The 18,749-nt window shown below is 31.5% G+C and carries 17 protein-coding genes and 3 tRNA genes; 15 read left to right on the top strand and 5 right to left on the bottom strand.

Translation table 11 applies throughout. The features are described from left to right. The first annotated feature begins 255 nt into the window (after nt 1–255). The 6 genes from atpB to CFPG_RS02110 all read left to right on the top strand — a co-directional run bounded on the left by atpB (nt 256) and on the right by CFPG_RS02110 (nt 5,472). Nucleotides 256–1,356: a F0F1 ATP synthase subunit A gene (gene atpB, locus CFPG_RS02135; protein ID WP_012573393.1), complete on the top strand. Its 1,101-nt coding sequence runs from the start codon at nt 256–258 to the stop codon at nt 1,354–1,356. A 318-nt stretch (nt 1,357–1,674) separates the two neighbouring features. Continuing rightward, a complete protein-coding gene (gene atpE / locus CFPG_RS02130; RefSeq protein ID WP_012573392.1) occupies nt 1,675–1,923 on the top strand; it encodes an ATP synthase F0 subunit C in 249 nt (82 codons plus the stop codon). 14 nt (nt 1,924–1,937) lie between these two features. Then, complete coding sequence (gene atpF / locus CFPG_RS02125; protein ID WP_012573391.1) at nt 1,938–2,426, top strand: F0F1 ATP synthase subunit B; 489 nt, start codon at nt 1,938–1,940, stop codon at nt 2,424–2,426. A 36-nt stretch (nt 2,427–2,462) separates the two neighbouring features. Continuing rightward, nucleotides 2,463–2,996 (top strand): ATP synthase F1 subunit delta, encoded by a 534-nt coding sequence (gene atpH, locus CFPG_RS02120; protein WP_012573390.1) that lies wholly within the window; start codon nt 2,463–2,465, stop codon nt 2,994–2,996. Continuing rightward, on the top strand, nt 2,984–4,564 hold the full coding sequence (atpA, locus tag CFPG_RS02115) for a F0F1 ATP synthase subunit alpha (protein WP_012573389.1): 1,581 nt from the start codon (nt 2,984–2,986) through the stop codon (nt 4,562–4,564). Before atpH ends, atpA begins: the two co-directional genes overlap by 13 nt. Nucleotides 4,565–4,602: 38 nt before the next feature. Further along, nucleotides 4,603–5,472, top strand: a complete 870-nt coding sequence (locus tag CFPG_RS02110; RefSeq protein WP_012573388.1) for a F0F1 ATP synthase subunit gamma — start codon at nt 4,603–4,605, stop codon at nt 5,470–5,472. 8 nt (nt 5,473–5,480) lie between these two features. Here CFPG_RS02110 and rpsO read toward each other — a convergent pair whose 3' ends face one another. Continuing rightward, a complete protein-coding gene (gene rpsO, locus CFPG_RS02105) occupies nt 5,481–5,750 on the bottom strand; it encodes a 30S ribosomal protein S15 (RefSeq protein ID WP_012573387.1) in 270 nt (89 codons plus the stop codon). 97 nt (nt 5,751–5,847) lie between these two features. On the opposite strand from rpsO, the gene CFPG_RS02100 reads away from it, so the two are divergent. Continuing rightward, nucleotides 5,848–6,804, top strand: coding sequence for a glycosyltransferase family 2 protein (locus CFPG_RS02100; protein ID WP_012573386.1), 957 nt, complete (start codon nt 5,848–5,850; stop codon nt 6,802–6,804). Nucleotides 6,805–7,076: 272 nt separating this feature from the next. On the opposite strand, the gene CFPG_RS02095 is transcribed toward CFPG_RS02100, so the two are convergent. After that, nucleotides 7,077–7,151, bottom strand: a tRNA-Asn gene (locus tag CFPG_RS02095). Nucleotides 7,152–7,243: 92 nt separating this feature from the next. Between CFPG_RS02095 and CFPG_RS02090 the strand changes: the two genes are divergently transcribed. From CFPG_RS02090 to CFPG_RS02060, 7 genes are all read left to right on the top strand, one after another. Then, entirely contained in the window at nt 7,244–8,896 is a 1,653-nt protein-coding gene (locus CFPG_RS02090) for a S41 family peptidase (RefSeq protein ID WP_265348044.1), read from the top strand. Nucleotides 8,897–9,039: 143 nt separating this feature from the next. Continuing rightward, a complete protein-coding gene (locus CFPG_RS02085) occupies nt 9,040–9,681 on the top strand; it encodes an MBL fold metallo-hydrolase (protein WP_012573384.1) in 642 nt (213 codons plus the stop codon). 647 nt (nt 9,682–10,328) lie between these two features. Further along, the gene (gene purE / locus CFPG_RS02080; RefSeq protein ID WP_012573383.1) at nt 10,329–10,835 is read left to right on the top strand and encodes a 5-(carboxyamino)imidazole ribonucleotide mutase; all 507 of its coding nucleotides are present in this window, start codon (nt 10,329–10,331) and stop codon (nt 10,833–10,835) included. A 31-nt stretch (nt 10,836–10,866) separates the two neighbouring features. After that, complete coding sequence (gene ispG / locus CFPG_RS02075) at nt 10,867–12,642, top strand: (E)-4-hydroxy-3-methylbut-2-enyl-diphosphate synthase (RefSeq protein ID WP_012573382.1); 1,776 nt, start codon at nt 10,867–10,869, stop codon at nt 12,640–12,642. A 55-nt stretch (nt 12,643–12,697) separates the two neighbouring features. Next, nucleotides 12,698–12,772 (top strand) — tRNA-Val (locus CFPG_RS02070). A gap of 34 nt (nt 12,773–12,806) precedes the next feature. Then, the gene (gene rpsT, locus CFPG_RS02065; protein WP_012573381.1) at nt 12,807–13,061 is read left to right on the top strand and encodes a 30S ribosomal protein S20; all 255 of its coding nucleotides are present in this window, start codon (nt 12,807–12,809) and stop codon (nt 13,059–13,061) included. A gap of 156 nt (nt 13,062–13,217) precedes the next feature. Continuing rightward, a complete protein-coding gene (locus CFPG_RS02060; RefSeq protein ID WP_012573380.1) occupies nt 13,218–14,420 on the top strand; it encodes a pyridoxal phosphate-dependent aminotransferase in 1,203 nt (400 codons plus the stop codon). Nucleotides 14,421–14,964: 544 nt separating this feature from the next. On the opposite strand, the gene CFPG_RS02055 is transcribed toward CFPG_RS02060, so the two are convergent. From CFPG_RS02055 to CFPG_RS02050, 3 genes are all read right to left on the bottom strand, one after another. Further along, nucleotides 14,965–15,165, bottom strand: coding sequence for a hypothetical protein (locus CFPG_RS02055; protein WP_041572394.1), 201 nt, complete (start codon nt 15,163–15,165; stop codon nt 14,965–14,967). Nucleotides 15,166–15,188: 23 nt separating this feature from the next. Next, a complete protein-coding gene (locus tag CFPG_RS05505; protein WP_265348043.1) occupies nt 15,189–15,311 on the bottom strand; it encodes a hypothetical protein in 123 nt (40 codons plus the stop codon). Nucleotides 15,312–17,791: 2,480 nt separating this feature from the next. After that, nucleotides 17,792–17,865: transfer RNA gene (locus CFPG_RS02050), tRNA-Ile, on the bottom strand. Nucleotides 17,866–18,034: 169 nt separating this feature from the next. Here CFPG_RS02050 and dapB point away from each other — a divergent pair. After that, entirely contained in the window at nt 18,035–18,736 is a 702-nt protein-coding gene (gene dapB / locus CFPG_RS02045) for a 4-hydroxy-tetrahydrodipicolinate reductase (protein ID WP_012573379.1), read from the top strand. Nucleotides 18,737–18,749 lie beyond the last annotated feature (13 nt).

Raw genomic sequence — 18,749 nt, 5'->3', positions numbered from 1 at the left:
AAGAAATATTTTTATTCTTGTCTATTTATGAATTTATAAACTAGTTAATAAAAAAAAAGATGACCCAGACAAATTTTATTGTTATACGTACTTTTGAGAGGTAAGGAATTGCTTATATTTGTTTTTACATATGACGATATGTTTTTCAATGGTGAAAGTAGAAACTGTAGGGTTCATTTGGATTATATTTTGTACTTTACTCGTATATTTTAGGTACATTACTCCTATTTTTAGTAGAAAATAAAAAGAGAATTTATGACTAAAACATGGATTATGGGGTATAAATTTATAATAATGGGAGTTTTTACTTTATTCGTTTCTTCTTTTAGATTTCTGCCAATTATTACTAATAATATCCACAAAGAAAAACAACTTAATGTTCGCGAACTAATACTTGATCATATGAAAGATAGTTATAGTTGGCACATTGCCCCTTTGGGAACCAAGTATGTTTCAATTCCTCTGCCAATTATTGTAAAAGGACAAGCAGATGGCTGGCATTTATTCTCTTCTAGCCGATTTTGTCGTGGAAATAAGTCTTACAAAGGATTTTCTATTGCACAAGTTGGTAACTATAAAGACAAAATTGTAGAAACACTACCATCAGGAGTGAAAGTGCGACCTTGGGATTTCTCTTTGACAAAAAACGCTGTATCCTTAATATTAAGTAGTATAACATTGATAAGTTTAATTTTGTTTTGTTCTTGTTGGTACAAAAAGAGGAATGGTAAACCAGAGAAAATTTCGCCCAAAGGATTTATTTCTTTTATAGAATTGATTATTATGGACATAATAAATCATATCATCAAACCATGCATTGGTAAGAATTATAAGCGTTATACATCCTATTTGTTGGCAGTATTCTTTTTTATTTTAATCAATAATTTACTGGGATTAATACCTGTTTTTCCAGGAGGGGCAAACGTAACCGGCAATGTTACTGTGGCGTGTGTATTGGCAGTATTTACTTTTGTGTTCGTTAATATTTTCGGTACGAAAAAATATTGGAAAGAAATATTTTGGCCTAATGTGCCCTTATGGCTCAAAATCCCTATTCCTATTATACCTGCTATTGAAATAATAGGAATATTCACTAAACCTTTTGCTTTGATGATTCGTTTGTTAGCAAACATTATGGCGGGGCATGCAATGATCTTGGGTCTGACGTGCATAATATTTCTTACTACTACGTTGGGAGTAGTGGTAAATATGAGTATGACTGTCTTGTCTGTTATAATGACTTTATTTATTAACTGTGTAGAATTGTTAGTTGCTTATATTCAAGCATATGTATTTACAATGCTTTCGGCAGTATTTATTGGATTATCACAAATAGAATCTCATTGCAAAAAATAAAATCTACTAAAAAATAAGAGGGAGAAAAATTCACAGTAAAAGTGATTTAGAATAATTTCAGATATCACACCTGCTTCTTTGTAGTTATTACTCTGCCTTTCCCAAAATTCTCTAAATAAAATAGACTAAATGCAAGCAATTGTGAATTTTCGAGCTTTACTAGTAAAGTAGTAAACAATAATAAAAGAGATAAAATTTTATTAAAAATTGCTATTTACTATTCGACAATATCATTTTAAAATAGTAGAAATTGACTGTGAATCTGGAATGTAATTGTACATATAGAACATTTGTAGAACATTAAAAAAATTTAAGATTATGTTATTATCAATTTTATTACAAGTAGCAACAGGGACAGGATTGGCAAAGTTGGGAGAAGCCCTAGGAGCTGGGTTAGCTGTTATTGGGGCAGGATTAGGAATTGGGAAAATTGGAGAGTCTGCTATGGAAGGAATTGCTCGTCAACCAGAAGCTGCGGGAGATATCCGCATGAATATGATTATTGCTGCAGCTCTTGTAGAGGGCGTCTCTCTGTTTGCAGTGGTTGTTTGTGGATTTTTATTGTAAATCAGAGACACATTATGTCGTTGTTAACTCCAGATATTGGATTACTTTTTTGGATGCTTTTGTCATTTGGGATTGTATTTTTTGTTGCGGCTAAATATGGTTTTCCTGTCATTGTAAAAATGGTGGATGAACGTAATGCTTTCATTAATAAATCATTGGAAGAAGCTAAACAAGCTAATAAACGTTTAAGGGGAATTAAAGAAGAAGAAGAACGATTGCTAAAAGAGACTTATAATAAGCGTATTTTTATTATAAAAGAAGCTAATGAAATGCGTATAAAAATTATCAATGATGCTAAAGAAAAGGCGAATTTTGAATCCAACAGGTTAATGAAAAATGCCAAAGAAAACATTCAAAAAGAAAAGGAATTAGCCATGCAAGATATTCGCCAACAAATTGCAGCTCTTTCAATTGATATTGCTGAAAGAGTTCTTCGTAAAAGTCTTGATAATAAGCACGAACAATTGAATCTGATTAATGAGTTAATAAAGGAATTAAACTAATTCGGATACTTTTGTTTTTACTATATAAATAGTATTATGGAGGCAGGAAAAATCTCAACTAGATATGCAAGAGCTATTTATGAGTATGCTCTTGAGCAAGGGAATGAGACTATCCTATATAAAGGGATGCAATCATTAGCAAAACATTTTGCTATGTATCCTGTTCTTAAAAAATCAATTAACGATCCGACTCTTTCAGATGAGAATAAAATAAAATTGCTTATTGCAGCTTGTCGTATTGATTCTAATAAAACTTTGAAGCAGGCAATAAAAGTAATAGTTAAAAATGGAAGAGCTTACTACATAGAGCGTATAGCTCGGATGTATGAAAAGGAATATCGACAATCTAAAGGTCTTGTATTGGCTCAATTAACGACAGTTGGACTTACCACCAATAATGAAGCAAAAAAATTACTTATCAAATTCCTTTCTAATAAAACTAATGGACAAATAGAATTTAAAACCATACTAAATTTGGATATTATTGGAGGATTTATTTTGGAAATAGAAGATCTACTTTTAGATGCAAGTGTAAAAAGGCAGTTAAATCAAATAAAATGTCAAATATAAAATCCAGTGAAATTTCAGATATCCTAAAAATGCAGTTGAAAGGGATAGATAGCCGTATAAAATTTGAAGAAATAGGAAGAGTATTACAAGTTAGTGATGGTGTCGCACGTATTTTTGGTTTAAATAATGCTGAAACTGGTGAACTTCTCCAATTTGATAGCGGTGATATGGCTGTAGTTATGAATTTGGAAGAAGATAATGTTGGTACAGTGCTTCTTGGAGAGACCAGTAAAGTTCAAGAAGGCGATAGAGTAAAAAGAACTAAACGGATAGTTTCCATTCCTATGAAAAATGGAATGCTAGGACGTGTAGTTAATCCTTTTGGAAGTCCTTTGGACGGCAAGGGTCCAATTCTTGGAAAAGAAATTGATATGCCCTTAGAAAGGAAGGCACCGGGGGTAATATATAGATGTCCTGTGGTAGAACCACTTCAAACAGGAATAAAATCTATAGATGCTATGATTCCTATTGGTCGAGGTCAGCGGGAATTGATTATTGGGGATCGACAAGTTGGAAAAACGACTATTAGTATTGATACAATTATCAATCAAAAAGCTAACTATGAAACAGGAGATCCTATCTATTGTATTTATGTAGCTATTGGACAAAAAGCATCTACCGTTGCTAACATTGTTAATACTTTGAAGGAATATGGAGCACTAAATTATACTATTATAGTTGTTGCAGCAGCTTCTGATCCAGCTGCAATGCAATTTTATGCTCCGTTTGCCGGTGCAGCTATTGGTGAGTTTTTTCGTGATACAGGTAGACATGCTCTGGTAGTTTATGACGATTTATCTAAACACGCAGTTGCTTATAGAGAAGTATCCCTTGTTCTTCGCCGTCCCTCGGGACGAGAAGCTTATCCGGGTGATATTTTTTACCTTCATTCTCGTTTATTGGAACGGGCTGCCAAAATTATCAACAATGACTCTGTTGCTGCTAGTATGAATGATTTACCAAACAATTTGAGAGGACAAGTAAAAGGAGGTGGTTCATTGACAGCACTGCCGATTATCGAGACGCAAGCAGGTGATGTTTCTGCTTATATTCCTACTAACGTAATTTCTATTACTGATGGACAAATTTTTCTTGAAACAGGATTATTCAATGCAGGTATACGTCCTGCAGTAAATGTGGGTATATCTGTTTCCCGTGTAGGAGGGAAAGCTCAAATCAAAGCAATGAAAAAAGTAGCTGGCACACTTAAAATAGACCAAGCACAATATCGCGAACTAGAAGCATTTACCAAATTTGGTGGAGATATGGATGCCGTTACACGTGCTACTTTGGATAAAGGACGTAAGAATGTAGAATTACTGATTCAATCTCAATACAATCCACTTCCAGTAGAAAAAGAAATAGCAATTATTTTTATTGGAATAAAAGGATTACTTTCTGATGTACCAGTAGAAAGAGTACGGGAATTTGAAACGGAATTTTTGGATATATTAGAAATGAAATATCGCAAGGATATTTTAGATATGCTCAAACAAGGAGTTTTGGATGAAAAAATAGAAAAAAAATTAAATACAATAGCTTCTATTGTTGCAAACAATTTTAAATAAAAAAGTACCTTTTTTCATTATATCCTCATATGTAAGAAATGCCTTCACTAAAAGAAATAAAAGAACGAATTACTTCTATAAAATCTACACAAAAGATTACTTCTGCTATGAAAATGCTAGCTTCCTCCAAATTGAAGAAAGCTCAATATCAAATGAATTGTTTTTTGCCATACCAGCGAAAATTAAACGCAATGTTAAATTCTTTTCTATTTTGTATTACTGATTTCAAATCAGATTTAACTAAAAAGAGAGAAATAAAACGAATAGCACTTGTAATATTTTCGTCCAATACTAGTTTGTGTGGCACTTTTAACTCTAATATTATCAAATTATTTAATGAAACGATATCTAAATATAGATATTTAAATCAGAAAGATATTGAAGTATATACTGTTGGGAAAAAAATTGAAGACTATGTACGCAAACTAACTTTTCCACTCAAAGTAGAGGGGAACTATACTCAACTAATAGAAAAGCCTAATTTTGCCAGATTAAAACAGCTTGCTGACAAATTACTTTCTGATTTTTTAAATCAAAAAATAGATAAAGTTGAACTACTATATAACCATTGCAAAAATGCAATTTTTCAAACAACAAATCTGGAACCTTATCTTCCTATTCAAATGAAACAACCAAAATCCACTTCTCACGCTGATTATATCATCGAACCAGATAGAGATACAGTCTTGAATACTTTAATACTCAGATCTTTATATAGCAAGATTTATGCAGTTTTATTAAATTCAGTAATAGCAGAACATACAGCACGACTTGTGTCTATGCAAATCGCAATAGACAACGCCGACGAAATCCTGGAGGAACTTACAATCCAACACAACAAACAAAGACAACAAACCATAACCAACGACCTATTAGATATTATTAGTAGCTCGGAGGCTTTGAAATAAAGTAAAAATTACCTTCTAATCCCTAATTCATTAATAATGAAACGATACCGTCCAATATCACACCTTTTCAAATAATCTAATAACCGACGACGCTTACCTACTAACATTTTTAATGACCTTTCCGTATTGTAATCTTTCCTGTTTACTTTAAGATGTTCAGTTAAATGCGAAATACGATAGGAAAATAATGCTATCTGTCCTTCAGGAGACCCACTATCAGTATTAGATTTCCCGTATTTTGCAAAGAACTCTTTTTTTTTCTCTGGATTTAAATACATGATAAAAAGTTTACTCAATGTTGTTCAAAATGTATCAGCTGTAAAGATAATTATTTTTTATTTAATCTTATTTTTATACTTAAATTTATAGCCTAGAATGGATATATCAGTAGTCATCCCTCTATTGAATGAGGAAGAATCTCTCCCCGAATTATGTGAATGGATAATTAAAGTAATGCAAAAGGAAGGATTTTCCTATGAAATTATTTTTGTAGACGATGGAAGTACCGACAATTCGTGGAAAACTATTGAAACCCTTCGAAAAAAATATTTGGAAACGATAATAAAAGGAATTCGTTTTCAGCGAAATTATGGTAAATCTCCTGCCTTACAGTCTGCTTTTCAGAGGACTAAAGGAGATGTAGTTATTACCATGGATGCAGATTTACAAGATAGCCCAGATGAAATACCGGAGCTTTTTCGTATGATTAAAGAAAATAAATACCATCTGATATCTGGCTGGAAAAAAAAAAGATACGACCCCATAACTAAGACAATCCCCACTAAATTATTTAACATCGTTGCATGTGTTTTTTCAGGCATCAAACTACACGATTTCAATTGTGGATTAAAAGCTTACGATAAACTTGTGGTAAAAAACATTGAAATATACAATGATATGCACCGCTGGATACCTTTTTTAGCCAAAAATGCAGGTTTCAATAAAATAGGAGAAAAAGTGGTTCAACACCAAGCAAGAAAGTACGGATGTACTAAATTTGGATTAAATCGTTTTATCAACGGTTATTTGGATCTGTTTACACTATGGTTTTTATCCAAATTTGGTAAAAAGCCCATGCACTTCTTCGGATTAGTTGGAAGCATGATGTTTAGTATCGGCTTTACCTTCATATTAGTCTTAAGTGGAATAAAATACTATGCTCTTGTTAAGGAGACAGCGTCGCCTTTGATTGCTAACACCCCTTATTTCCATATTGCAGTTGCAAGTATGATTATCGGAACACAATTGTTTTTAACAGGGTTCATAGGTGAATTGATTATTAGAAATTCACAAGAAAGGAATTACTATCAAATTGCTGAAGAATTGGAGTAAGCTAACAAAAAAATTGATCAAATCAATCCCAGTCTTTACGATAAAAAACAACAGATGTAACAAACTATTAGCTCACTCGAAGCAAAATTTTAAATATTATTAAGATTAAAAAAACGCCTCCAACAATTCTATCTGTCTGTCATTTATAGTGTATGACTTGTTTCAGTGTATGAATTCGTTTCAACAGAGAGAAAGGATGACTTGCTATACATTCCTTATATATTTTTGCTTCTTCTACTTTTACAATTTTGTAATATCCCTCTATATATTTGCTCTCCCTCTTGGATTTGAACCAAGGACCCTCTGATTAACAGTCAGATGCTCTAACCAACCTGAGCTAAGGAAGAATTTCTGCTATACATTGAAGCAAATATAAATGTATTTTCCTAATTATACAATACATTTGCGAGAGGTTCAAATTTTGCTTGATATGAAACGTATGAAAAATGGGATTTGGGTATTTTTCATTTTATTTTGTATTTGTTCCTCCAAAGTATTTCCCCGATTATCTGAACAGCAACGTTTCGAGGTGTCGAAATATTTGGAAATTTTCAATTCGCTATTCAGTGAATTGAGTTTGTATTATGTTGATACATTGAATGTTAAAAACATAATACAGGGGAATATTACTTATATGTTGCAGCAATTAGACCCATATACAGAATATATCCCCGCAGAAAGTTTATCTGATTTTCAATTTCGGACAACAGGCCGATATGAAGGAATTGGAGTAACTATTTCAATAAGAAACGAAAAAGTAATCATTTTGGAAACATATGAGGGTATGCCAGCTACTCTAGCTGGGTTGCTTCCAGGTGATGAAATTTTATCAATAAATGGGAAAAGCATGGTAGGAAAAACCACCTTGTTTGCAAGTGAACAACTAAAAGGACAATCAAATACAAGTATAAAAATAAAATATCAACGATTTGGATGGAAAAAACCAAAAAAAATGACGATCAAAAGAAAGCTTATTTGTATTAATCCAGTGACTTATTATGGCGTGTTGAACAATAAAATTGGCTATATTCATCTCGCTTCCTTTACAACTCAAAGTACTTTAGCTGTAAAAAAAGCCTTAATTGACCTAACAAAGAATCATCAGATTAAAGCTCTAATATTAGACGTTCGTAACAATGAAGGAGGGGTAGTAGATGATTGTTTGAACATATTAAACTTTTTTCTCCCAAAGGGAGAGTTACTGCTTTCTATGAAAGGGAAAACTAAACAAACAGATAGAATTTATCGTGCTACCCAATCACCTATTGAACCTAATCTATCTTTGGCTATACTGGTCAATGAAAACTCTGCATCTGCTTCCGAAATTCTTTCCGGAACCATTCAAGACACTGATAGAGGAATCATTGTTGGCACTCGTACTTATGGTAAAGGATTAGTGCAGTCTACTCGTCAATTACCTTACAATGCTCAATTAAAATTGACTACTGCTAAATATTACACTCCTAGTGGACGCTGTATTCAAGCTATTGATTATTTTCATAAAAAAAAGGATGGAGAGATCCCTGATACAACTACTACGGTCTATTATACTACTCACAATCGTCCTGTTAGAGAAGGGAAAGGCATTTTGCCTGACTTTGTAATAAAAGAGGAAAAAATTCCAGCAATTGTTAATTATATGGAAACAAACTTCATATTTTTTGATTTTGCTGTTCAATGGAAAGCAAAACATCCTCAAATAAGTACTCCACTAGAGTTTGTCTTGACGGACAATATTTACAATGAGTTTAAAGAATTTGTCAAGATAAATGCACGAAAAAACATGGATTATAATCAAGAGAGTAAAAAAATAATGGAATATTTCAAAAAAAATCTAGAATCTGAAGGATACTATAATAGTATTGCTACTGAATTCCAAGATTTAGAAAATAAACTCAAATCTGATTTAATGCATGATATGGATTTTTACAAATCGCAAATAGCCAAATATTTAGCTATGCACATTATTAAACAATATTATTTTGCAAAAGGACAGCTTTGCTACCAACTTCGAAACGATTCTGTTCTCGACAAAGCTATAGATGTTCTTCAAAATGAACAACTATACACCTCTACATTGAATATTAACTAATTAATAACCTTTAATATATTTAGGGATACTGATGATTAACATTTTTTCTCTTTAGTGTTTAGTTTGTTTTTTAGTCAAACTTATGAAATGCACTTCGTACTAGAAAAATAATTAAATCAGAACAATTGATTAAAAAAAAAAGAATGCAAGTCAAATTATTTGAATTTAATTCGATACGAGTAAACACTTACTTGGTTTATGATGAAACTAAAGAAGCAATTCTTATCGACTGTGGAACTTCCACAAAAGATGAATGTATGGAATTAAAGGGATTTATAGATTTTCACAATTTGCAATTAAAACATTTATTTAATACTCATTTGCATTTTGATCATATGTTAGGCAACTATTTTGTATATAAGACCTATGGATTAAGACCACAATATCATCAATTGGAAGAATCTATACCTAACCTGAAAGCACAAGCTACCTTATTTGGATTCTCTATTGATTATCAACCAATAATTGCTAATCATTATCTCAATGAAGGAGACACTATTCCGGTATTTGGAAATATTACATTAAGGATTTTATCTACTGCAGGCCATTCTCCAGGAGGACTCTCGTTTTATTTTAAAGAAAACAACTGTATATTTACGGGCGATGCATTATTTTATCACGGAATTGGTCGCACTGACTTGTGGGGTGGAAATTATGATTTATTGATTGATTCTATTAAAGAAAAAATTCTTACTTTACCAAATAAAACTAAAATATTTCCAGGTCATGGTCAATTTTCTACTGTTGAAGAGGAAAAACAGTATAATCCTTACATTCGCATATAGGTATAGGGAATTTTTTAAAAATAGGAGGAGTTTATGCTGATAAAAGAAAAGCAAAAAAACAAAAACGAAAGAACAAAGTGGAGAAAAATGTTTCTATGTTAGAAATCGTAATTTTCATCAGATAAAGAGAAATAGTCACTCCCAAAAAATATATTAACCAAATGGTTTTATAGTGATACTATAAAACAGTCATGAGTGAATTCCTAGATAAAAGTAGGAATGTTATTTTTATTTCACACCTTATAATTTCAATCCAGAACTTATGTAACAGGTGATTGATTTTTAATCAAAACTATTTTAATAAACCATTTTGTTATTTTTGAGGGAGTTGAATATTATATTAATATACAATCTTTCTTTTCTAATTATATATTACCCCGTTATGTAATCGGTAATTTTTTAGTAAAAAAATAATTTGAAAAAGGAAGACAATTTGAGAAAAGAATAATTATAGTTGTAACTATACGCAGCATAAGAAGACTAGAAAAGTCCAAACGATCCTTATTTGAATATACCTTTGGGGATTTTTTTTGCTAAATGCTGGCACATTAGAAGATAAATAATCTGCTATACTAATCAACCCATGAATAATAGGAATATATTATAGAAAAAATTGACCAACAAAAATACCTATATCAAAAATAACAATGAACGCAATTGTAAGCATAATAATGGGGAGTATTTCCGACTTTTCCATAATGGAAAAAGCATCTGATTTTTTTAATGAATTTGAAATTCCGTTTGAAATGTATGCTTTATCAGCCCACCGAACACCAGAAGAAGTAGAGAATTTTGCCAAAAATGCCAAAAATAGAGGTATCAAAGTAATTATTGCGGCAGCCGGTATGGCTGCTCATCTTCCAGGAATAATCGCCTCTATGACTACACTACCAGTAATTGGAGTTCCAATTAATTCATCACTTGATGGAATAGACTCATTGTTGGCTATTGTGCAGATGCCTACAGGCATCCCTGTAGCAACAGTTGGAATCAACAATGCAATCAATGCTGCCATTCTAGCCTCCCAGATTTTGGCACTAAAGGATAAAGTACTACAAGCAAAATTAGTCAAATACAGAGAGGATCTTAAAAATAAGACCCTGAAGTCTAATGATAAATTAGCTATGTCAAAATATAGATTCAAAACGAACTAATATAAAAATCTGATACATTATTCACTATCATATGTATAAACGAAGAAAATCTTCGGCAGTACTTGTTGGTAATATACCAATGGGGGGAGAAAATCCTATTCGAATCCAATCTATGACCAATACTTCTACATTGGATACTGAAAAAAGTATTCAGCAATGTATCCAAATTATTGAAGCAGGAGGTGAATATATTAGACTAGCAGCTCGAAATATCCGTGAAGCAAAAAACCTGAAAAATATAAAAAATGGTTTAATTGCTTTGGGTTATAAAAATCCTTTGATTGCTGACATACATTTTAACCACAAAATTGCCGAAACTGCAGCTAAAATAGTTGACAAAGTACGAATTAATCCGGGTAATTTTGTAAACTCAACCAAGACACTTAGGACTCTTGAGAAATATCAGCAAGGTTTAAGAAACATAAAAAAACACTTTATTCCCTTTTTGAACATTTGTAAAGAGAATAACACTGCCATTCGCATTGGAGTTAATCAAGGTTCTTTATCAGATAGAATTATAAATCGTTACGGCAATTCCCCGCAAGGAATGGTAGAGTCGTGCATGGAATTTCTTCGTATCTGCATTACAGAAAATTTTCTCGATGTAGTAATTTCTATCAAGACTTCTAATATTTTTTTAATGGTACAAACAATTCACCTATTAATAAAACGAATGAATAAAGAAGGAATGAATTTTCCATTACATTTGGGTGTAACAGAGGCAGGTGAAGGAGAGGATGGTAGAATAAAATCTGCAATAGGAATAGGCACACTATTAACAGAAGGTATTGGTGATACCATCCGCATTTCCTTGAGTGAAAATCCAGAATCTGAAATCTCCTTTGCACATTTATTGATTAACTACGTGGAAGAAAAAAAATCTTTGCTTAATGAAAAAATATTTTCCCCCCTTCCAATCAAAAAACGATTAAGTAATAAAATTTATGCTATAGTTGATCGTTCTAACACAGACAATTTTTCTGTAAATGCCAACCTAATGCCTGATTTTATTTATATTGGAAAACAAACAGTACAAAATATACCATATGAAATTCCAGTGATCGTAGACTTCTCGGTTTTTTTATCTCAGAAAAATACATTCCCACTGTTTAAATTTCAGGAAAAAGAAGCATGGATAAATAGTAAGGACTCTCTGCAATTTATAATTTTAAGATATTCCGAATTAACTGATGAAATATTATTTCATCTAAAAAATAAGCTGCAAACAATTATTATTATTTATTCCATACAAAATAATATATACGAACAAAGAGCATTCATTTATGCCTTAGTAAATAAAGGTATAAATAATTCATTTATACTACAGGTAAGCTACGACGAAAACCATCTGGAATCCCTACAAGTTAAATCTTCTATAGATTGTGGTCCTTTCCTTTTAAATAAATTAATAGAAGGGATTCTAATAAAAAATAAAAATAAAAGTATTCTTCCACAATCAGTAGATGATTGTACTTTTAGCATATTGCAAGCAACGAGTAGAAAGATTACAAAAACAGAATATATTGCTTGCCCTGGCTGTGGTCGAACTTTATTTGACCTACAAACAACTCTAAAAAAAGTGAAGTTAGTAACTCCACATCTCAAAGGGATGAAGATTGCTGTTATGGGCTGTATTGTAAATGGCATTGGCGAAGTAGCTGATGCTGATTATGGATACGTAGGAGCTGGAGTAGGTAAAGTAAACTTGTATAAAGGGAAAAAGTGTATTCGAAAAAATATTCCTGAAGAAAAAGCAGCAGATGAATTTTTGCGAGTAATAAATTTTTCTATAAAAAACAATAAATAACTAAATGTTACATATTATTTAAAATAAATATTACCTTCGTAATGGTTATAGGGAAGGGCGTTTAGCTCAGCTGGTTCAGAGCGTTTGCCTTACAAGCAGAGGGTCGGCAGTTCGAATCTGTCAACGCCCACGAGAAAGACCGCTACTTAAAAAAAAGTATTTAAATGGCAAATCACAAATCATCTATAAAGAGAATTAGGAAATCGCAAATTAGGAGATTAAGAAATAAATACTACGCAAAAACTGCAAGAAACGCAGTAAAAAATATTCGTGGAACAGCCGATAAAGTTCAAGCGGGAGTGTTATATAAAAAAGTGAGTAAGATGCTAGACAAGTTGGCAAAAAAGAACGTTATTCACAATAATAAGGCAAATAATTTGAAATCTAAGTTGGCTTTGTATGTTAATAGTCTAAATTAAAATAACTTTTTCAAAATGCTGTTGCAATTAATTGCAATATGTAAATTGTATTCGAAAAGTCGGTCTACTCAGGGTCGGCTTTTTTATTTATATAATTTCTTTTGAGTCTTAAAATTCACTTAATTTATTTCCTACTTCTGAAAATCAAAAAAAACCATGCCAAAAATTTCAACGAGAGGGACTGTAATGCCTGCTTCTCCTATTCGCAAGTTAGTCCCTCTATCTGATTCTGCTAAAGCAAGAGGATTAAAAGTGTATCATTTAAATATTGGTCAGCCGGATATTGCTACTCCAAAAGTTGGATTAAATGCAATTCGCTATTTGGATAGAAAAATATTAGAATATAGTCCAAGTGATGGATTTTGTTCTTATCGCAAAAAATTAACGGCTTATTACTCTAAATTTAAAATGAATATAAATGCTGACGATATAATTATAACAACTGGAGGTTCGGAAGCTGTATTATTTGCCTTCATGGCTTGTTTAGATCCGGGAGATGAAATCATTGTTCCAGAACCTGCTTATGCTAATTATATGGCGTTTGCTATTTCAGCAGGAGCATTAATCCGTGGAGTTGCTTCCACTATAGAAAATGGATTTGCTTTACCTCCAATAGAAAAGTTTGAAGCACTGATAAACGAAAAAACAAAGGGAATCCTTATCTGTAATCCAAACAATCCAACAGGATATTTATATTCTAGAACAGAAATGAATAAGATTCGTGACTTAGTAAAAAAATACGATTTATACTTGTTTTCTGACGAAGTATATCGTGAGTTTATTTATACAAGCTCTCCATATATCAGTGCTTTACATCTGGTAGGTATTGAAGAAAACGTAGTTTTGATTGATTCAGTTTCCAAGAGATATAGTGAATGTGGAATTAGAGTAGGAATGCTGATTACTAAAAATAAAGAATTACGAAAAACAGTCATGAAATTCTGTCAGGCAAGATTAAGTCCTCCGTTATTTGGACAAATTATAGCTGAAGCTACATTGGAAGTACCTGAAGAATATATGCGAGACGTCTATGACGAATATTTAGAGAGACGTAATTTTACAGTAGATACTCTTAACCGAATACCAGGAGTTTATTCTCCCATTCCAATGGGAGCTTTTTATACAATTGCTCGCTTGCCTGTAGACGATACAGATAAATTTTGTGCATGGTGTCTTTCTGATTTTGAATATGAAGGGCAGACTATTTTCATAGCTCCGGGGTCTGGATTTTATGCTGATCCAACAGCAGGAAAAAACGCAGTTCGTATTGCATATGTTCTAAAAAAAGAAGAATTGCAAAATGCAATGTTGGTACTCGAAAAAGCACTAGAGGAATATAATAAAATTATGAATGGTTAATCTCCTATCTATATAATGTGATATTTTTTACTCTTTCATTTATTTCTCATAGCTTGAGCGAATTCATTTCAATGGAATTATATTAGAAAAAATAGATTAAGACACCAATCGTTTTACACTCTTTCGTATTTAGCTGATAGTATCATCAATTTCTCTTCAGCAAAGATTTAGCTACTTTATTTAGTTTTTTTATTTATTTGAAAAATGATGAATCAAGAAAAATTCAGTCAGAAAACTGATATGTTCTCTTGTTATCATGAATACACTATCCAATAAATACCCCATATTATTATAAATTACAAAACCGGGAAGAACTTGTTCTCTTTGAACGGATATTTTTTGGTGTATGCGGAAGAGTGACAATGTCTAAATAATTTCATTTGAATTTCCATCGCTGTAAAGCATACCATTCACAACTAATTCCAGTTTCCTTTTTGTATCCACTAGGAAGTAATTCTTTATATTCTAGTAAGATGGTTATGTTCGTTCGAACATTGCCTTTGAAACTTCCCTTTCTGATTATTCGGATGCGCTCATTCTACTTTTATTTTATTCCCTTCTCTTCATTATCAAACACAATTATAAAGGATGAAATAGATTTTTCATCAAAAACAAATACATCCGAATAAGGATTTGTTTGCTTTACAAAATATCGTCGAAGTTTCTTCACCATAACCAACTTTTGTCCACCTTTTGGGTATAAAGATGGATTATCAATTAAAGTCGAATTCAATAAAATCTCCATCTCAATTCAGAATCCAACGAAATTCAAAACGCCATTGCTTCAAAAGCATTCTTTTTCAATAGCGACACTTGATTCTCTAATTCCTTTATTCCTTTATTCCTTTTTGTAATTATTCTTATCCTTTGATATTCAATTTTTTTATCCATATCAAATAATTCTTCATGCCCAAACAATGCATACAATTCTCCATATTTTTCACTGAGCTTTCTTTTTAGTAGATGTTATAGATCAAACTCCTTGTTTGAGAAAGATTTTATTTTAGATAAAATCTTCCCGATCTTTTTTATTTTGTTTTAGCATATTTGTATCCGTTTATATTTTTCCGGTAACCCAAAACACCGGAATTTTTTTTTAAGAATCAGCTTCATATCCAACTTAAAACAGAATCATCTAACTAAAGAATCTCCATATATTGATATATACCAATATTGAGTAATATTTCAAGTTCATAAGCCACCAGTTTATAAATATGTATGTTTCATACATACTCTATCCATAGACGCAATTGGTAGATTTTACCAAATTCGGATTTATATCTACTCCAAATAAACAGTTTTCTATAATTGTTTACTTTTCATGAAAAAATATTTCTTGTATTCACTGACTTTCATATTCATTAGGAGTACGTTGGAAAACACATTCTCAGTCACAAACAATTAATTCCTCATTAAAAATTTTTACTATCCCTATTAACCAAAATTTTCCAATTAGAATCTAAGAGCAATTCATCTCATTCAAACACGAAACAAAAGTTGCCACTACCGTGGGACACACAATCCCGGATGAAATTAAATATTTTGTTAGCTTTAAGGAAAGAAACACCAGATATTTTTTACTATAAAGGTCAATTATTTTTTCACAACTTTGTTCTTATACTTCTTTGAAGCTTTCACAGAACGGATACAGTATAGTTATCCTACTATGTAATACATAAACATCATTATGAAAGCATGGTGTACAAAAAAGAGTCATCTTTACAACCATTAATCTTGTCAAAAACAAGATCTGATAGTGAAACAGATATAAGTGTTTTATTTTCTGCTCGAATAAATTCCGACCTTTCACTACTAAAGTCAGTCCATAGATATCCAAAAATCAAGGAAGATATGTCAAGCTTTATAAGCTTTACATATTCAATTTCAGAGCTACTTTTACTTAATTTATATCTGCCCTTCTATACATATAGAAAAATTCTCAACCTCTCTAAATTCTTAAGAAGATCTCTACATAGAGATAGTAGTACGTTCCCGTTGCTCTGTTAGTTCAACTAAGAAACTACTCAGATATGGCAAAATGCTTTTATGTACTATTTTTCCAAAAAAGTCATCATTGCAGTCATCCCCTTTACAAGACAATATTCGAAAAATCATCTAAACAGCATACTCTTTTCTTTCATCAAATGGAAGAAAAAGAGTATTTCCTATTGCTATTCTTATATTCTACTACTTGTTACTTTCTTATTTGTTGCTCCAATAATTCCAGAAATATAATACGATCAATCCGTATAATACCCAAACCCAATACCAACCATTGGATAGTTGGTCTGTTTTATTTTTGAAGCGTATTGATTTTATACTTAGATATAATCTAGAAAGAAAATCACCTAAATTCAACACTTCAGTGGGACTCTCAATGAGGGCCAGCATCTCTCCTTCACCCTTTGGTCCTTACGATTAATTATTCTTTCTCTGAGATTTACCTTTTATTTGCACCTCCTACAATCTATATATAATACGCAGTTCTAGGAAGAAAAGTTACATAATGCTATTAGCTTCTTATCATTCTCTTTATGTCCATTGTGAAGTATTTCACTGTAATCATAAACACAAAAATAAGTTGTTATTTTTTTATTTATTGCTGCAATTTTTCAAAAAAAAGCAAGTCTGTACTTGTTTCCTAACAATTTTTTTCCCTTCAAATTACTCAGATTCACAAATAAAACGTTCATCTTGATAAAAACGGTTTTTTAAGATCTTGGACATCAAAGACAAATCTTTCATTGATTTTTTTTAAAATATCTAGGATTACTCCCACCCACCCTTTTTTATTTGATTACGTTCTCACAGATAGTACAAAATTTTAACTCTCAAAATACTTTATTAATTCAGATTAAATTATCCTTGCCAATCATTTCCTTTTTAGTTAGAAGGTTTTTGGGCTTCAATAAAAACTCCGACAAGTAATATCCTATATTTTTACCATTATGAATAAATAGATCTATTTCGGCTTATTATTACAATATAATAGTTATATATCATAATAATTATATTCCTGCAATGTGCCAAATCGAAAAAATCAACTATCAGATTTTTGCAAAATTCTTCTATTTCTGAATCATTTATCATTTTTTTAACAAAAATTCTTCCTTAACCTTAAATAGAACAACCCCCCTTCACTCTTTAGTGAGCTATTTTAAAACAGCTGAATTTAAAGTTCCCTTTGAAGTTCACATAAACTGTATTATAAATTGATTATATCATGTAAAATATTTTTTTTTGAATCCTATATATTCCGAAATGGACAACAGCATTGTTTTGTCTCTATCCTTTTACTCTCGCACTACTACCTTTCTCTGAACTCTACTTTTTTTAAAAAAATTCAAAGACGTGCCAATTCGATTTTTGAGTGGTCCCACCAGGAATTGAACCCGGGACTCCCTGATTATGAGTCAGGTGCTCTAACCAACTGAGCTATAGGACCTGTCCAATTCATTTAGAATTTTTATAAAGTTACAATTATTATTGATGTTATTAAATAATTCAAACAGAATATCCAAAATATCACAATTACAACACATGAAATTTTTGTTTTAAATCATTATTTTTATCTTTATGTACGGTATGTTATGTAAATTTCTAATAAGATTTTTATGAATATTGCATTGGTGGGTTATGGTAAAATGGGGCATGAAATAGAAAAAATAGCTCGCGAACGAAAACATAATATTGTTTCTATCATAGACATAGATAATCAGGAGGATTTTGATTCCAATGATTTTCTTCATCACACTGATGTGGCCATTGAATTTACCCGTCCTGAAACAGCATTCCCTAATTATATGAAATGTTTCGAAAGAAATATTCCTGTTGTAACGGGAACTACTGGCTGGCTGCAGCACCTAGAAAAAATCAAAAAGGAATGTCAGGAAAATAAGCAAACTTTTTTCTATGCATCTAATTATAGCATTGGAGTCAATCTTTTTTTTGCTCTCAGTAAATTTTTGGCAAAAATGATGAATAATTTTTCTCAGTATGACGTTTCCATAGAAGAAGTTCATCATGTTCACAAGTTAGATTCTCCTAGTGGAACAGCTATTACATTGTCAGAGGGAATAATTGAAAATATCAATCGTAAAACTTTTTCCAATCTGTCTATCCGTTCAAAAAGAGAAGACGAAGTGCCTGGCATTCATACAGTTATTTATAGATCTGAAGCAGATATTATTAGCATTCGGCACAATGCTAATAATAGAAAAGGATTTGCTTTGGGCGCCATTTTAGCAGCTGAATATATCCAAAAGAAAACTGGTTTCTTAACTATGAACGATTTGTTAAAACCTATATTAATATAACAGTACATCTTTT

Origin of the sequence: Candidatus Azobacteroides pseudotrichonymphae genomovar. CFP2, assembly GCF_000010645.1 — a bacterium.
GTDB classification, from domain to species: Bacteria; Bacteroidota; Bacteroidia; order Bacteroidales; family Azobacteroidaceae; genus Azobacteroides; species Azobacteroides pseudotrichonymphae.
This window is presented reverse-complemented; position numbering and strand designations above follow the sequence as displayed.

Bases quoted from the DNA above. Each gene is read 5' to 3' on its own strand.
- atpB (WP_012573393.1), top strand. From the start codon at position 256: ATGACTAAAACATGGATTATGGGGTATAAATTTATAATAATGGGAGTT.
- atpE (WP_012573392.1), top strand. From the start codon at position 1,675: ATGTTATTATCAATTTTATTACAAGTAGCAACAGGGACAGGATTGGCA.
- atpF (WP_012573391.1), top strand. From the start codon at position 1,938: ATGTCGTTGTTAACTCCAGATATTGGATTACTTTTTTGGATGCTTTTG.
- atpH (WP_012573390.1), top strand. From the start codon at position 2,463: ATGGAGGCAGGAAAAATCTCAACTAGATATGCAAGAGCTATTTATGAG.
- atpA (WP_012573389.1), top strand. From the start codon at position 2,984: ATGTCAAATATAAAATCCAGTGAAATTTCAGATATCCTAAAAATGCAG.
- CFPG_RS02110 (WP_012573388.1), top strand. From the start codon at position 4,603: ATGCCTTCACTAAAAGAAATAAAAGAACGAATTACTTCTATAAAATCT.
- rpsO (WP_012573387.1), bottom strand. From the start codon at position 5,750: ATGTATTTAAATCCAGAGAAAAAAAAAGAGTTCTTTGCAAAATACGGG.
- CFPG_RS02100 (WP_012573386.1), top strand. From the start codon at position 5,848: ATGGATATATCAGTAGTCATCCCTCTATTGAATGAGGAAGAATCTCTC.
- CFPG_RS02090 (WP_265348044.1), top strand. From the start codon at position 7,244: ATGAAAAATGGGATTTGGGTATTTTTCATTTTATTTTGTATTTGTTCC.
- CFPG_RS02085 (WP_012573384.1), top strand. From the start codon at position 9,040: ATGCAAGTCAAATTATTTGAATTTAATTCGATACGAGTAAACACTTAC.
- purE (WP_012573383.1), top strand. From the start codon at position 10,329: ATGAACGCAATTGTAAGCATAATAATGGGGAGTATTTCCGACTTTTCC.
- ispG (WP_012573382.1), top strand. From the start codon at position 10,867: ATGTATAAACGAAGAAAATCTTCGGCAGTACTTGTTGGTAATATACCA.
- rpsT (WP_012573381.1), top strand. From the start codon at position 12,807: ATGGCAAATCACAAATCATCTATAAAGAGAATTAGGAAATCGCAAATT.
- CFPG_RS02060 (WP_012573380.1), top strand. From the start codon at position 13,218: ATGCCAAAAATTTCAACGAGAGGGACTGTAATGCCTGCTTCTCCTATT.
- CFPG_RS02055 (WP_041572394.1), bottom strand. From the start codon at position 15,165: ATGGAGATTTTATTGAATTCGACTTTAATTGATAATCCATCTTTATAC.
- CFPG_RS05505 (WP_265348043.1), bottom strand. From the start codon at position 15,311: ATGGATAAAAAAATTGAATATCAAAGGATAAGAATAATTACAAAAAGG.
- dapB (WP_012573379.1), top strand. From the start codon at position 18,035: ATGAATATTGCATTGGTGGGTTATGGTAAAATGGGGCATGAAATAGAA.